The sequence below is a fragment of the Pseudomonas sp. ZY71 genome (assembly GCF_036542145.1).
Lineage (GTDB): Bacteria > Pseudomonadota > Gammaproteobacteria > Pseudomonadales > Pseudomonadaceae > Aquipseudomonas > Aquipseudomonas koreensis_A.
This window is the reverse complement of record NZ_CP144274.1, coordinates 3,197,054-3,211,304: the sequence shown is the minus strand read 5'-3', so window position 1 is coordinate 3,211,304 and position 14,251 is coordinate 3,197,054. Positions and strand designations below refer to the sequence as shown.

Below are 14,251 nucleotides of genomic sequence, written 5' to 3'. Positions count from 1 at the left end.
GCTCTGTTGAAGCCTGTCAGAGCGCCATTTGCGGCCCAAGCGGATTATCAAAAATCCAATAACGCTTTATTACTGAATTAGTGATTTAACTAGGTAGTTACCTAACTATATAATGCCCTCCTCATTTCAACGGGACACTCAACGTGAAGCAGAGTCAACGCCTCTCGGGCATATCAAAATTCATTCTGATCGGGCTGGGCGTCGTCATCGCCCTGCTCGGCTTGGCGCTGGCTGCGGGCGGCGTGAAGTTGGTCAGCCTGGGAGGCTCGTGGTACTTCCTGGTGGGTGGCTTGGTCATGGCCGTTTCCGGTCTGCTGATCGCGCGCTTCAAGCTTGCCGGCGCGTGGTTGTTCGCCGCGTTCCTGGTGGGCACCGCGATCTGGGCGGTGAGCGATGCCGGGCTGGTGTTCTGGCCGGTGTTCTCGCGCCTGTTCATGTTCAGTGTGATCGGCCTGGTCGTGGCGCTGGTTTATCCGCAGCTCAAGCGTGCCAACGGTGGCGTTGCCGGTCGCGGCGCTTACGCTGTGGCTGCGGTGCTGGCGGTCGGCGTGGTTGTGGCGGCCGGCAATATGTTTGTCGCCCATCCAACCGTGGCGGCAACCGGCACTGGCCCGGGCCTGACCCCGGTCGAGCCGGACAAGGCGCAAAAGGACTGGGCTCACTACGGGAATACCGAAGGTGGCAGCCGCTTCGCTGCGCTGGACCAGATCAACCGCACAAACGTCGACAAGCTGAAAGTGGCGTGGACCTACCACACCGGTGACGTCGCCGAGAGCGATGGCAACGGTGCTGAAGATCAGCTGACCCCGCTGCAGGTTGGCAACAAGGTGTTCATCTGCACCCCGCACAACAACCTGATCGCCCTCGATGCCGACACCGGTAAAGAGCTGTGGAAGAACGCGATCAACGCTCAGTCGAAAGTCTGGCAGCGCTGCCGTGGCATGGCCTATTTCGACGCCACCAAAGCCATCGCACAGCCGAGCAACTCGTCGATCATCGAAGCCAAACCGGCGCCGGCCGCCAATTGCCAGCGTCGTCTGCTGACCAACACCATCGATGCGCGCCTGATCGCGGTCGATGCGGACACCGGCGAGTTCTGCCAGGGTTTCGGCAACAACGGCCAGGTTGATCTGAAGGCTGGTTTGGGTAACGTGCCGGACAGCTACTATCAGTTGTCCTCCGCGCCACTGATGGCCGGCACCACCGTGGTGGTTGGCGGTCGCGTGGCTGACAACGTGCAAACCGACATGCCAGGCGGCGTGATCCGTGGTTTCGACGTGATGACCGGCGCCATGCGCTGGGCGTTCGACCCGGGCAACCCGCAGGATAAAAACGCACCGGCCGACGGCAGCACTTATGTGCGCAGCACGCCGAACAGCTGGGCGCCGATGTCCTATGACCCGGCGACCAACACCGTGTTCCTGCCGATGGGCAGCTCGTCGACCGACATCTATGGTGTCGAGCGCAGCAAACTCGATCACACCTACGGTGCTTCGATCCTCGCGCTGGACGCCACCAGCGGTGACGAGCGCTGGGTATTCCAGACCGTGCACAACGATCTCTGGGACTTCGACCTGCCGATGCAGCCGAGCCTGATCGACTTCACCAAGGACGGCAAAAGCATTCCGGCGCTGGTCATCGGCACCAAGGCCGGGCAGATCTACGTGCTCGACCGTGCCACCGGCAAACCGCTGACCGAGGTTAAAGAAGTCCCGGTGAAAGCGGCGAACATCCCCAACGAACCGTACTCCCCGACTCAGCCGAAATCGGTGGGCATGCCAGAAATCGGTGCTCAGCACCTGACCGAATCGGACATGTGGGGCGCTACTCCGTACGATCAGTTGCTCTGCCGCATCGACTTCAAAGGCATGCGCTACGACGGCCTGTACACCGCGCCGGGAATGGACAAATCGCTGAGCTTCCCGGGTTCGCTGGGCGGCATGAACTGGGGCAGCCTCTCCACTGACCCTGTACACGGCTTCATCTTCGTCAACGACATGCGTCTGGGTCTGTGGATTCAGATGATCCCGTCGCAGAACAAAGGCCAGGCCGCTGGCGGTGGCGAAGCGCTGAACACTGGCATGGGCGCCGTTCCGCTGAAAGGCACGCCTTACGCGGTGAACAAGAACCGCTTCCTGTCGGTAGCCGGCATTCCTTGCCAGGCACCACCGTTCGGCACGCTGACGGCGATCGACATGAAGACCCAGAAAATCGCCTGGCAGGTTCCGGTCGGCACCGTTGAAGACACCGGTCCGCTGGGCATCCGCATGCACCTGCCGATCAAGATCGGTCTGCCAACCCTCGGCGGCACCCTGTCGACCCAAGGTGGTTTGATCTTCATCGCCGGCACTCAGGACTTCTACCTGCGTGCGTTCAACAGCGGCAACGGTGAAGAAGTCTGGAAAGCGCGTCTGCCGGTTGGCAGCCAGGGCGGCCCGATGACCTACGTTTCGCCGAAGACCGGCAAGCAATACATCGTCATCACCGCCGGTGGTGCGCGTCAGTCGACCGATCGCGGCGACTACGTGATGGCTTACGCCCTGCCGTAAACCACGGCGTCCACGTGAAACGCGGACGCTTGCTTCGAGCGCGGCACCTTCGGGTGCCGTGCTGCTTTCCCCCCTATTGCTCAAGTTTTCTGCAGGAAGATTTACATGCTATCGGCTGTTGGTTTTTCCCGTTCCGACCTGTTCAAAGGCCTGTTGCTGGGCGTCGCGTGCACCACCACCCTCCCCGCGCTGGCCGACAACGATTCCGATCTGTTGACCCGCAGCACCCTCACCGGTGACTGGGGTGGCTTGCGTCACCAGATGGATGAACAAGGCATCAAGTTCACCGGCGATTACAGCGGTGAAATGGCCTACAACGCCGACGGCGGCCTGCATCGCTCGGCGCGCTACTCGCAGAACATCAAACTCGGCGTGCAGTTCGATCTGAGCAAGCTGTACGGCGTCGACAATGCCGGCAAGGTCCAGCTGACCATCAACGACCGTCGCGGCAACAGCGCTTCGGAAGACCTCGTCGGCAACCGTCTGCCGATCCAGGAAAACTACGGTGGCCTGTACACGCGCCTGACCGAACTGAGTTACGAGCGCAGCCTGTTTACCCCGGCGCTCAACGTGAAGCTCGGTTACATGGCCATGGGTAATGACCTCGGCGGCCTCGACAGCGGCATTCTGTGCAACTTCATGAACGCCGGTTTCTGCGGCCATCCGCTGAACATGTCCGGTGGCAGCGGCTGGACCAACTACCCCAATGCCCATTTGGGCGTGCGGGTGAAATACGACCTGTCGTCCTCGTGGCAACTGCGCGTGGCCGCGTTCAACGTCGACCCGCAAAGCAACGGCAACTCCAGCCGTGCCTGGCACCTTGGCCCGAAACACACCACCGGCACCGTGGTGCCGATCGAACTGGTGTACAAACATGCGGGTGAGCTGCCCGGCGAATACAAGCTCGGCTACTACTACGACAGCTCTGATGTAAAACGCATCGGCAGTGACAAAGAAGTGTCCGGTCGCGGCGGCCATTACCTGCTGATCGATCAGGCGGTCTGGAACTCGCCTACCTCCGAAGGCCGCAGCCTGCACGCCTTCGGTCAGTACTCGGCGGCCAGCGAAGCGGCCTCGCCGTTCAGCAAGTGGTACGGCACCGGCGTGGTGCTGTACAAACCGTTCGAAGGTCGCCCGCGAGACACCGTTGCTCTCGGTTACGGCCGCGCCGTGCCGAACCCGCGCAGCCGCGACGTGCTGCAGGACGCCGCATTGAACAACGGCACGGCGTTCCCGAACCTGGACAGCGCCGAGCAATTGATCGAACTCGGCTACGGTTATCAGGCCACGCCTTGGCTGACCCTGCGACCGAATATGCAGTACATCATCGAGCCGGGCGCGTTTTCCGGGCAGGACATCGACAATGCGCTGGTGTTTGGTTTGCAGGTCAAAGCGGCGCTCTGATCTCCAAATAGCAGGCAATAAAAAACCCGGTTTGAATGCCGGGTTTTTTATTGTTTTCAAGATCACTTTTTCTTTTTAGCCGGCTTATCAGCCTTCTTTGAATCCTTGGCCTTCTCAGGCTTGCTGTCCGCTTTTTTGGCAGACTTCTTCGGCTCGGCATCTTTCTTCTTGTCTTTCTTGTCCTTGTCGGAGGACTTTGAAAGCGCCGAAGCCGCCGCTGATTTTTTCTCGGGTGATGACTTTTTGTCTTTCAAGTCCTTGCTGGCTTTCGAAGCGTCACCTTTGTCTTTGCTTTTCTTTTCGTCTTTAGCCACGTTGACCACCTCTCGGAGTGTGCCGTTATTGACACAGCGCCTGTGCGATTGACCACAAGCTAATCATTAGGCGAGCAGGTCCTACAGCGGTTCAGATTATTTTCAGGCGTTCGAAAAAGCCTAATAAAGCAGCGCCAGCTATTGCCGGCGCCACCTTTAACAACGGCCCGTTAATCAGGCCTTGTTGCCCGCCGCCTCCAGCGCCTTTTCAGCATTGAAGCCGTCGTAGTTTTCGAACACGCCCATAAAGCCCGGCACGGTCACCTCTCGCGCCCAGTCGCGCTGCAGTTCGCAGTACATCTGCACCCGGCTGATGAGCTTCGCACCCGCCTGCTCCATTCGGCGCAACGCTGCCTCGTGCGCGGCCAGCGACGTGCCGCCCACCGCATCGATCGGCACATAAACTTCATAACCTTCCTGGATCGTGTCGAGCACCGGGAAAGTCAGGCAGGCTTCAGTCCACAGCGCAGTCATGATCAGTTTCTTGCGCCCCAGCGCCTTGACCGCCTGCTTGAACTCGGTGTCCTCCCAACTGTTGATCGACGTGCGGTCATAGGTTGGCAGATGGCCCAGCACCGCTTGCAACTCTTGAATCGGCGGTTTGTTGCGGCCGGTCGCGACATTGACGGTCGAGTGGATGATCGGCAGGTTGAAGTTGACCGCCGCCTTCGCGACGCTGGTGATGTTGAAGACCAGTTCATCACGCGGCATCGAGCGGATCGAGGACACCTGAACCGGTTGATAGTCGATGATGATCAACGCTGAGTTCTCGGGCGTCAGGAGTTGATCGGTGTGGGGGTTGCGGATTGCTTCGCTTGCCATTTGCAGGTCCTTTTGTCTGGGTAACGCACGCGGGTAAAACGGCCGGAGCCCGTGCGGCTAAGTGTTCCAGAATGCACGCGAGTGACGCCGTGCCTGGAAAACCCATTGTGCTGTTCCCCTATTCGCTGCAGTAGTAGCATCCCGAGGCGAACTGTGTCGCGCCAAGGGGAACGCGAAAATGGATATCGAAGAACTGCAAACCTTTGTCGAAGTGGCCGATGCCGGGGGTATTTCACAGGCTGCGCTGCGGCTCGGAGTCTCGAAATCAATCGTCAGCCGCCGGCTGGCCCGGCTTGAAGCGGAACTCGGCGTGCAACTGCTGGCACGCTCGACGCGCGGAGCGTCACTCACCGAGGCCGGCGCGACGTTCCGCGATTACGCCGCCCGAGTCTGCAGCGAAATCGATATCGCCAAGGAAACCATCCTGCCCGCCGGCGCCCTGCGCGGTCGCTTGCGCGTCGCGGTGCCGTTGTCGTTCGGGCCGACACACTTCGCCCCGGTGCTGGCGAAAATGGCTCGCCGTCACCCTCAATTGCACATGCAGACCTGCTACAGCGATCGCTTCGTTGACCTCATTACCGAGGGTTACGATTGCGCCATTCGCGTGGGTTATCTGCAGGACTCCAACTTGATCGCAAGGCGTATCGGCCCGGTCTACACCAAGCTCGTCGCCAGCCCGGACTACATCAAAGCGCACGGCGCCCCGGAAACCCCGGACGAACTGCACGCCCATCAGGCGCTCATGCAAGGCACCGAAGCCTGGCAATTCATGGCGGCTGACAAGATCATCACGGTGCGCCCGCAAGGACGCTTCAAGGCTGACAACGGCACCGCGCTCGCCGCGGCCGCGACTGCCGGCCTCGGCGTCGCCTACTTGCCCGATTGCCTCACCCACGAACACATCGCCTCGGGTGCACTCGTGCCGATCATGACCAACCATCCACCGCCCCCCGCCGGTGCCTACCTCCTCCGCGCGCCGGGCCCGCATCCCGCGCGCAAGATCCGCGTGCTCACGGATTTGCTGATCGAGTACTTCGGCGAATCTCCGCACCTCGCGGTGCAGCCGCTGTCACAGCACGAAGAAGCGCCGGCGTTTAGCTGAGGAAAGCTGAAGCCATGAAAGGAGAAATGGTGTGCCGCACCGTCTGCAACAGCCAACGCGTCGGACTGCATTTATCGCAGACACCACGGCGCTGATCCTGTTTTTCACCACCACCGGCGTCATCAATGAACGTTTCATTGCCGGCATGACCTGGGACCAGGTTCTGCATGCGCGCCTGCTAGGCGCGGCGCTGATGATTCCGGTCGCGCGACCTTACGGTATCTGGCGCGACTGGGTGATGACACGCGCCAGTGAGGGTCGGGTGTCGAGGCTGCTCTGGGACAGCATCGCCCTGGTCAGTTTTCAGGTGCCGATCTATGCGGCGATCATTGCCTTCAGTGGTGCATCGGGAGAAGGTCTGCTGCGTGGCACGCTGGGTGCGGCGGTGATGATGCTGGTGCTCGGTCGACCTTATGGGGCGTTTCTTAACGGGGTGCGGAGGCTGTTTGGCTTGCCTCCGGGTGGGGACAAACCGATGTCGTTGAAGGGTTGAGTGGCTATTATCAGCCCAGAGCGGACGTAATGGCGTTTGTGTAGTATCTGCCTCTATTCCCTCGTATATGAGGTACTCGATGCCTGGTCGCCACTCCTCGTCCCCAGCAAGATCTGGCCGAAACCTGCAAAACGCCCGTTCGCTTTTGGGAAAGCGACTGAGCGCGCTGCTGCACGACCAATACTATTTCAACGACGAGAAATATCTGGGAGACGCAGGTTCTCTAGAATGGCGGTTTGGCGAGCGAGAAGTTCTATCGATGTATCTCTTGAGTGATGGCGAAAGCTTCGTTACCTCAATTTGACGAACGCCTTGGCGTCGATTGCAGCCTCGGGGGGCGGAAGAAGATGAACGAAGAATTCAGCTATGTCTGGCTATTGCCGCTTCTTGAGAAACCTTTCGAAACAGCTGCACTCGATTTGCCAGATGCGGTAAAAACCCTTGGCAAAAAATATACGCTACCTGCCGATATAGCGTTGCAGCCATTGGTGATTACGGCTTTGATGTCGCATTCCGAATATTGGTCGGGACTGGCGCTTAAATGGCTGGAGGATGGCTTTCCTATAGACATTCCGCTGACCGCGCTCTTGGCTCATTGCGCCGAGGACAAAACGTTGTCTCAGTCTCGCCGTCATAGAGCACGCAGGCTTGTCGGCCGGAAAAAATTATGGGGCTGAACGCTATGTTTGACTGTTATCGACCGATTCTGTTGAAAAAGTCGGCTTCGGTTTTCACGGCAGAAAAGTTCGTGCCTGAGATTGAAGCCTGTGCTTTAGGCAAACAGATTTTTTCAACAGAATCGACCCAAAGCGGCCAGTCGTGAAGGCAACTTAAAGCTTTCGAGGGAAATGTTCCTCAGTCTGCGCTTGATAGGTTAGGGGTGAATTGATGAAAAGTTATCAAGGTAATATTTCTAAAGAATCATTGAATCTGTTTGTTTCAGATATTGGCTCAGGAGAGTTTTTTTCATACGTGGGAAACTCGGTGTCATTAGAACAAGCCATTGCGGTTCTAGGTTTGCTTTCTCCTGATTTTATTGAGTCTGACGGCCACGTTTTCTGGTTGCCTGACGCTCATCAATATGATCCGCAAAAGTTTCCTTTAATGGGATTGGTCGAAACTAAAGCTGGCGCGTATGAAAAAAGTGCGTCGCGCAGAAATGTTGAACGATATAGAAATATTTTCCCTATAAATCAATTCTTTACAAAATGGGAAGAGACATCGAGTCGTCCTATATTGAAAGTTGGTTTGTCGGAGGAAGATTATCGTCTTTGTCATTTGTTTGCTGAGCAGATAGTCAGATATTGGGCGCGCGCCTTATCAGAATGCTTTCCAGAGAAGGTATTTCAGTTTGAAGTTGCCGATGGTCTTCTCGACGAATATGGAGTTTGCCTGACATTCTGGCAGTCGTAGCAGCAAACTCCGATCAATGCTGATGACACACATGAATGCTCCTTGCTAACGTCGTGCGGTTACTTGAATGACAGTTCCCAGTCGATCTTATAACCCCTCCCCCGGTGCAAACCTATGAACCTCTCCCACGCTGCAAATGGCCATTTACTCATCGAATTCGGTGAGTTGTCGGATGCCGACTGGAAGGCGCTGGAAAGCAAACTGGTTAATGCCTGGGGCTTTCGACGCGTGGGCGAAGTCGTTGTCGGCCTGGACGGAACAATCTGTCCCGACTTCGAGCGCCAGGATCTGACGCTCGCTGCAGGTTGGGACATCTGGTTAGGGTATCACTTGCTTTCTGAGTGCGCCGCCGGCGACGAATTCTTGCAAAGGATGTGTGATGATCTGCAGTTCTGAGGTGTCCATTTTCGGGATTTCAGGGACAGACCACATTAAAAAACACTAAAAGACTCTATAGTGCGTTTTGCCGTTTTGCCGGCGCGGATTGTCGGAACTGCAAAAACACCCCCAAAAATAGCGCCAATCAGCAGGTATGTCGTCAACTCCGGAATTTCCGGCATTAAAATTGTTCGTGATGAAGTGGTGGCGGCCCAAAAGAAATAATTAGTCCACACCCCCGTAAGTAAAACCACAAAAGCTGTAATAGCTCGTTTCTTCAGTTTTTTTTGAGTCAGGCTTTGTTTCTTGCATGTTATTTCCAGGTAATGCTTGGGTAGTTCATTAAGCGCGTCTCTGAAATTATCTGTGGTTTTCTGGTCACAATCTCCCTTGTTCCGATCAAGCATCATCTCAGAGACAGACCCCATTCAGAAAAACGTGATCTGTTCTTTAATCCCGCTCTACTGGCCAGTTTCAGCGGTTCAACCTCTCGCTCCGGTTTCATAGAAATGGTCAACGCAATAGGCTCTTCCCTTGAGTACACGTTGCTCGCAGTCCTTCGCCAGACAAGCAGAAGTATCCAGACCGCCATGATTCTCGACGATGCGTAGCTTGATCAAGGATTCCATATCAGCTGATTCCCAGCCCTCGGGCGTATCCAGCTTGCGCGCGTACAGCGGTTGATACTTATCCCACTCATCGGTTCGCCAAAGCTGCCCACACCCGGGGCATTGCAATAGTTTGACCCAGTCCGCCGTTGCAAGGCAGCGCATTCCTGCGACAAACGCCGTGTACTTCTGACCAATCTCTACCAGGTCGCCCTTGGCGTTGCAGGTACATTGCATTTTCCTACTCCGAATCTTCTTGCTTCTACTCGTTTCAAGGTGAGGCCCTGCTTCTGGCCGAAAGCAGTCGTTCGTGACGAGTGTCCATCGACCATAAGCAGCTCTTGGTGGGGAGCAATAATTGTCTGACGCAAAGATTCAATTGGCGACGTCAGCGGGGCCCGGAAGGAGTTCATAGGCCAACCCGGCCTCATAAAAGCATGTTCGCCACTCTAGAAAACCAGGACGGTCCTCGCACAGAAGGCGAACGATCTGCCCATCCTCTGCGATACAGACTTCTTCCACCAAAGCGATATCTCCCGGTGCCGCCTCCCGAGAGCTAATCCAATCAGTTAAAGCTACTTTTGCTTGATCAGCGCTGATTAGTTTTATGAGATCGCCTTTACAAAGTGCCATGTCCTTTCACCTGGATTTTTACTGATAACAAGTACATGAGCCTATCGGTTTTTTAAGACGAGGTCTTTTTTCGGCCCGAAGGCTTCCTTTGGGCTAGGTCCGCTTGTGGCCCGCATTAGACGTTCGCGAATAGCGTTCTACTGCCCATCGCAGCCTTTCACAAGCTGCAAGGCGCGATCAAAGTCGAACAGTTCCACCTGCGCCGCGACGAGTGTCAGACGCTCTGCCAACGCTCGATCGAGTGGCCTGTTGCGCAGTGCCGCCAGCACGTCCAAAGCCGCCGTATCACCTTCGTCCAAAAGAACAATTAGCCTGTTCAGTTGCTCGCTGATGGCCGAGTCGTCCAGCCGGTCACCATCTGTGGAGGCCGTTGTGTCCGCTTTAAGGTCGGCCAGAGACGCCAGGGTCGGGCGCAAGCAATGCTCGACCTGCGTCGCTAGCGCTTGCACTACCGTCGCCGGCTCGCCGTTCTGGCAGGCCTGTTCCAGCAAAGCGCAAGCCTGCGCCACCGCTTTGGCGCCGAGGTTGCCGGCGATACCGCGCAAACTGTGCGCCAGCCGCCCGGCGGCAGCAGGATCCGGATCGATCCGTGCGGCCTGGAATTGCTCGGCAAAGTCTGTCTGAGTATCGCGAAACTTGCAGAGCAGACGTAAGTAGAGATCCCGCCGCCCCATGCAGGTGGCGAGACCCGCCGCCAGGTCAATGCCCTCAAGATGATCTGGCAAGCCATTGGCAAAACCGGCGTTCAGCGGTGTTTGAGCGGCTCTTGGTTTGATCCACTTGGCCATTGTCGCGAACATGGTTTCGACATTCAGTGGCTTGGAAATATGGTCGTTCATGCCGCATTCGAGCGCGCGCTCGCGGTCACCGTCCATGGCGTTGGCGGTCATGGCGATCACCGGAAGACTGCTGAAGCGCGGTTGCTGGCGAATGTGCCGGGTGGCCGTGTAGCCATCCATCACCGGCATCTGGCAATCCATCAGCACGCCATCGAAGTCGCCATCCTCGCCGAGGATATCCAAGGCCTCCTGGCCGTGCGTGGCAAGTCGCAAGCGTATTCCGACGCTCTCCAGCAGTTCGCTGGCCAGTTCCTGATTCAGCTCGTTATCTTCGACCAGAAGCAGCCGCGCGCCATTGAGACTGGCGACGGTACTGGCATTGTGTTGGGAGCGTTCGCCAGCCCGAGTGTCGCTGTGCGTGTCTCTGCCCAGCACGACACCGATGGCTTCGAGCAACGATGACGGCGTGACGGGTTTGGTCATTACCACCGGCAGCTGGATGCCCTGGCGTTCGGCTTCTTCGCGGGCTTCTTCGCGGCCAAAAGCCGTCACCATGATGACCGATGGCGTGCGCAGCAGACTGGCGGAATGCATTCTGCTCACGGTTTCCATGCCATCCATGCCGGGCATGCGCCAGTCCATCAAGACCAGATCGTACGGCAGGGCCTTGTGTTCGGCGTCGGCCAACATGCGCAGCGCCAGACTTCCGCTCTGTGCGACATCCACTTCCAGGCCAAAGCTGCGTGCCATGCCCGAGAGAATTTCACGGGCACTGGTGTTGTCATCCACGACAAGCACACGCATGCCCAACAGTTCGCCAGCCTTGAACATGCGACGCGGCAGAACGTTTTGCTGTACGCCGAGTTGTACCTGGAAGTGGAACGTGGAGCCGACTCCCGGCTCGCTCTCGACCCAGATTCGGCCGGCCATCAGTTCCACCAGTTTCTTGGAAATAGATAATCCTAAACCGGTGCCGCCATATTTGCGGGTGATCGAAGTGTCCGCCTGACTGAACGACTGGAACAGGCGTGAACACTGCTCGACGGTCATGCCGATGCCGGTGTCGCGCACCCAGAAATGCAGCTCCACGCTGTCCGTGTACGCGCCCACTTGTTCCAGACCGACCACGATCTCGCCGTGTTCGGTGAATTTGGCCGCGTTGTTGCCGAGGTTGATCAGCACCTGCCCCAGCCGCAAGGGATCGCCCAGCAGTGCCGTGGGCAAGTCGGGCGGGATCTGGAACAACAACTCGAGGCCCTTGTCTTCGGTCTTCAAGCCAATCATGGCAGCGAAGCTGTCGAGTACGTCTTCCAGGCGGAACGGCACCTGTTCGAGGCTCATCCGGCCGGCCTCGATCTTGGAGAAGTCGAGGATGTCGTTGATGATCCCCAGCAGGTTCTCCGCCGAGCGGTGGACCTTTTCAATGTAGTTGCGCTGGCGTTTGTCCAGTTCGGTACGCAGTGCCAGGTGGCTCATACCGATGATGGCGTTCATCGGCGTACGGATTTCATGGCTCATGTTGGCGAGGAACTCGCTCTTGGCCTGCGTGGCTTCTTCGGCCGCAGCCCTTGCCTCTGCCAGTGCGGTGACGTCGATGTTGATGCCGGTTGCGCGCAATGGTTTGCCGTCAGGCGTGCGTGAGAAGCGGTTCAGCGACCGCAGCGTGCGCACCCGTCCATCGTTTTTGCGGACGATCCGGAAGTCGAACTCGACGCGGTCATTGCCACTCTGGATGGCGCTCTCGAAGGCGCTGCTGACGCGTGCCACGTCCTCGGGATGCATCAGCGCCTGCCAGTGCGCCAACGTGCCACCGAATCCGCCAGGCTCAAGTCCGAACAGGGTTTCGAGCTGAGGCGTCCAATAATTTGTGCCGCTGACCAGATCGACGTCGAACAGCCCGATGTCACCGGCCTCTTGTGCCAGGTTCAGGCGATCGCTGGCGGTTCGCAGCCGGGCTTCCATCGCGCGGCGTTCACTCACGTCGCGCACCGAGGCACACACGCAGACACCACGCCCCTCCAGACGCGGTAGATGAGAAAGGCCGATTTCCACGGAGAACAGACTGCCGTCTTTGCGTACCCCGCTCAGATCGTCAAGGTCGCCGCCCATCTGCCGGGTTCCGCCGCTGGCAATGAAGCCGTCGCGTAACTTGACATGGCGCTCGCGGGCAGCCTGCGGTACCAGACGTTCGATGCTGGCGCCAATCAGCTCGCCGGGGGCGTAGCCAAACAAGGTGTCCATTTGCGGGTTGGTCATCAGAATACGGCCGTCGGCCCCCAGCACCAGCATGCCGTCCGGTGCGGCCTCGATGATGCCGCGGTACCAGGCCTCGGTGGCGCGCAGTGCGGCCTGCTGGGCCTCCAGCTCTCTGGCCTGGTGTTCCAGCTGCAAGGTTTGCGCGCCCATTTCGTCAGCCTGGCGTCGAGTTTCCTGCAGCAGCGCCTGGGCTGCCTCGCTGCGTTCCATAATGGCCATCGCACCGGCCAGCCTGGGCAGGACCTCTTGCAAGAGCAACACCTCGTTCTCCTCCAGCGAGCGAAAGCCTGCCATTTCCACAACCCCGAGCAGGCGCTCGCCACGCAGCACCGGCTGCACCATCAGGTGGCTGGCGGCAGCTGCGCCCAACTGCGCGCGCACATGCCAGAACGATTCGGGCAGATCCTCAAGCTGACGGGGTTGGCGATCCAGAGCGCACTGGCCAAGCAAACCCTCACCGAGTTCAAGCTCGGCGGGCAACGGGTGCTCACTGTCCACCGCATAACCGCCGACCAGTCGCAGGCGTGATGCGCCTTCATAGAGCACGTAAAGCGCCCCCTGGCACATGCCCAACTGTGGCGCGATACGGCTGAAAAAAGCCTGGGCCAATTGTTGCGGCGTCTCGGCCTGTTGCAGATCGACTTGCAGGAGCGAGGCGTGAGCTTTCACCCAGCGCTGCCGTTCAAGTTGACAAGCCTCCACCTGCAGCGTGGCAATGGCGCGCGCCAGATCGCCGGTTTCATTGCGCAGGTCGGTGTGCGGGATCTGACCGTCCAGCTTGCCCGACGCCAACTCATCCACGGCCACGCGTACGCGATTCAACGGCACGCGAATGGAATAACTGACCAGCCAGGTCAACAGCAAAGCCAGCGTCGAACCGCCCAGCAGCAAGATGTACGTGATCGTAGTACTACGCTCTGCGTACTCAGCCAGGTTCTTCGCTGTATCGTGGATGTCGGTTTCCTTGTTTTTCTCGATCTGCGTAAGCAGCCCGTCACCGCCCTGCTCCAGCGCAAGAAAGTCCTTACTGTTGAGCAACATCAAGGCCTGCCCCAAGGAACCCTTGCCGGCGAACTCCAACGCTTCATCGCCATCTTTTTGCAGACGCTGCAATACCCGTTCGAATTCCAGCAGGCTGCTGATGCTGCTCTGTCGGCGCAGTGTTGGACGGACCTGCTCCAGCGCTTCATGGAGTCGCGCCTGGGCGACATCCATCTGGGCTCTGGCGCTGATACGGATGTCGGCGTTGTTGGTAGCGATTGCACGTTGCATGGCGAGCAACAGATGCGGCAACTGCACCCGGACTTCCTGCACATGCTGGATACCCACCAGATCCTGTTGGTACAACTGCTGCATTTCATTTTTGAGCGAATACTGGGTGCGCAGGCTTTGCACGCCCAATATCAGGATCAACGTCAGCAGCGCAGCGAAGCCGATGATCAATTTACTGCGCAGGGACAGGCGCTCGAGCATCTCGAACAGTCTGTTCATAAACGGCCT

Annotated in this window: 12 protein-coding genes; 7 read left to right on the top strand and 5 right to left on the bottom strand. The window is 58.2% G+C overall.

The features are described from left to right. Positions 1-143 precede the first annotated feature (143 nt). Positions 144-2,549: a glucose/quinate/shikimate family membrane-bound PQQ-dependent dehydrogenase gene (locus VY732_RS14215; protein WP_331695754.1), complete on the top strand. Its 2,406-nt coding sequence runs from the start codon at positions 144-146 to the stop codon at positions 2,547-2,549. Positions 2,550-2,654: 105 nt separating this feature from the next. After that, entirely contained in the window at positions 2,655-3,953 is a 1,299-nt protein-coding gene (locus VY732_RS14210; RefSeq protein WP_331695753.1) for a carbohydrate porin, read from the top strand. Between the two features lie 62 nt (positions 3,954-4,015). On the opposite strand, the gene VY732_RS14205 is transcribed toward VY732_RS14210, so the two are convergent. Together VY732_RS14205 and VY732_RS14200 are read right to left on the bottom strand one after the other, a co-directional pair. Then, the gene (locus tag VY732_RS14205; RefSeq protein WP_163013585.1) at positions 4,016-4,276 is read right to left on the bottom strand and encodes a hypothetical protein; all 261 of its coding nucleotides are present in this window, start codon (positions 4,274-4,276) and stop codon (positions 4,016-4,018) included. 165 nt (positions 4,277-4,441) lie between these two features. Continuing rightward, complete coding sequence (locus VY732_RS14200) at positions 4,442-5,089, bottom strand: hydrolase (RefSeq protein WP_137217134.1); 648 nt, start codon at positions 5,087-5,089, stop codon at positions 4,442-4,444. A gap of 178 nt (positions 5,090-5,267) precedes the next feature. Between VY732_RS14200 and VY732_RS14195 the strand changes: the two genes are divergently transcribed. The 5 genes from VY732_RS14195 (at position 5,268) to VY732_RS14175 (ending at position 8,493) form a co-directional block, all read left to right on the top strand. Further along, a complete protein-coding gene (locus VY732_RS14195) occupies positions 5,268-6,191 on the top strand; it encodes a LysR family transcriptional regulator (RefSeq protein WP_331695752.1) in 924 nt (307 codons plus the stop codon). A gap of 31 nt (positions 6,192-6,222) precedes the next feature. Continuing rightward, positions 6,223-6,684, top strand: coding sequence for an L-alanine exporter AlaE (gene alaE, locus VY732_RS14190; RefSeq protein WP_331695751.1), 462 nt, complete (start codon positions 6,223-6,225; stop codon positions 6,682-6,684). A 347-nt stretch (positions 6,685-7,031) separates the two neighbouring features. Beyond that, entirely contained in the window at positions 7,032-7,361 is a 330-nt protein-coding gene (locus VY732_RS14185; protein ID WP_137217137.1) for a hypothetical protein, read from the top strand. 211 nt (positions 7,362-7,572) lie between these two features. Continuing rightward, on the top strand, positions 7,573-8,097 hold the full coding sequence (locus VY732_RS14180) for a hypothetical protein (protein ID WP_137217138.1): 525 nt from the start codon (positions 7,573-7,575) through the stop codon (positions 8,095-8,097). A 114-nt stretch (positions 8,098-8,211) separates the two neighbouring features. Beyond that, positions 8,212-8,493, top strand: coding sequence for a hypothetical protein (locus VY732_RS14175; protein ID WP_137217139.1), 282 nt, complete (start codon positions 8,212-8,214; stop codon positions 8,491-8,493). Positions 8,494-8,528: 35 nt separating this feature from the next. Here the strand turns inward: VY732_RS14175 and VY732_RS14170 are convergent, their stop codons facing one another. The 3 genes from VY732_RS14170 to VY732_RS14160 all read right to left on the bottom strand — a co-directional run bounded on the left by VY732_RS14170 (position 8,529) and on the right by VY732_RS14160 (position 14,242). Continuing rightward, on the bottom strand, positions 8,529-8,903 hold the full coding sequence (locus tag VY732_RS14170) for a hypothetical protein (protein WP_137217140.1): 375 nt from the start codon (positions 8,901-8,903) through the stop codon (positions 8,529-8,531). 54 nt (positions 8,904-8,957) lie between these two features. Beyond that, positions 8,958-9,320 carry a hypothetical protein gene (locus tag VY732_RS14165; protein ID WP_331695750.1) on the bottom strand — a complete coding sequence of 121 codons (363 nt, stop codon included), beginning with the start codon at positions 9,318-9,320 and terminating at the stop codon, positions 8,958-8,960. A 533-nt stretch (positions 9,321-9,853) separates the two neighbouring features. Then, positions 9,854-14,242 carry a response regulator gene (locus VY732_RS14160; RefSeq protein ID WP_331695749.1) on the bottom strand — a complete coding sequence of 1,463 codons (4,389 nt, stop codon included), beginning with the start codon at positions 14,240-14,242 and terminating at the stop codon, positions 9,854-9,856. Between the last annotated feature and the right edge of the window lie 9 nt (positions 14,243-14,251).

Bases quoted from the DNA above. Each gene is read 5' to 3' on its own strand.
- VY732_RS14210 (WP_331695753.1), top strand. From the start codon at position 2,655: ATGCTATCGGCTGTTGGTTTTTCCCGTTCCGACCTGTTCAAAGGCCTG.
- VY732_RS14200 (WP_137217134.1), bottom strand. From the start codon at position 5,089: ATGGCAAGCGAAGCAATCCGCAACCCCCACACCGATCAACTCCTGACG.
- VY732_RS14195 (WP_331695752.1), top strand. From the start codon at position 5,268: ATGGATATCGAAGAACTGCAAACCTTTGTCGAAGTGGCCGATGCCGGG.
- VY732_RS14185 (WP_137217137.1), top strand. From the start codon at position 7,032: ATGAACGAAGAATTCAGCTATGTCTGGCTATTGCCGCTTCTTGAGAAA.
- VY732_RS14180 (WP_137217138.1), top strand. From the start codon at position 7,573: ATGAAAAGTTATCAAGGTAATATTTCTAAAGAATCATTGAATCTGTTT.
- VY732_RS14175 (WP_137217139.1), top strand. From the start codon at position 8,212: ATGAACCTCTCCCACGCTGCAAATGGCCATTTACTCATCGAATTCGGT.
- VY732_RS14170 (WP_137217140.1), bottom strand. From the start codon at position 8,903: ATGGGGTCTGTCTCTGAGATGATGCTTGATCGGAACAAGGGAGATTGT.
- VY732_RS14165 (WP_331695750.1), bottom strand. From the start codon at position 9,320: ATGCAATGTACCTGCAACGCCAAGGGCGACCTGGTAGAGATTGGTCAG.
- VY732_RS14160 (WP_331695749.1), bottom strand. From the start codon at position 14,242: ATGAACAGACTGTTCGAGATGCTCGAGCGCCTGTCCCTGCGCAGTAAA.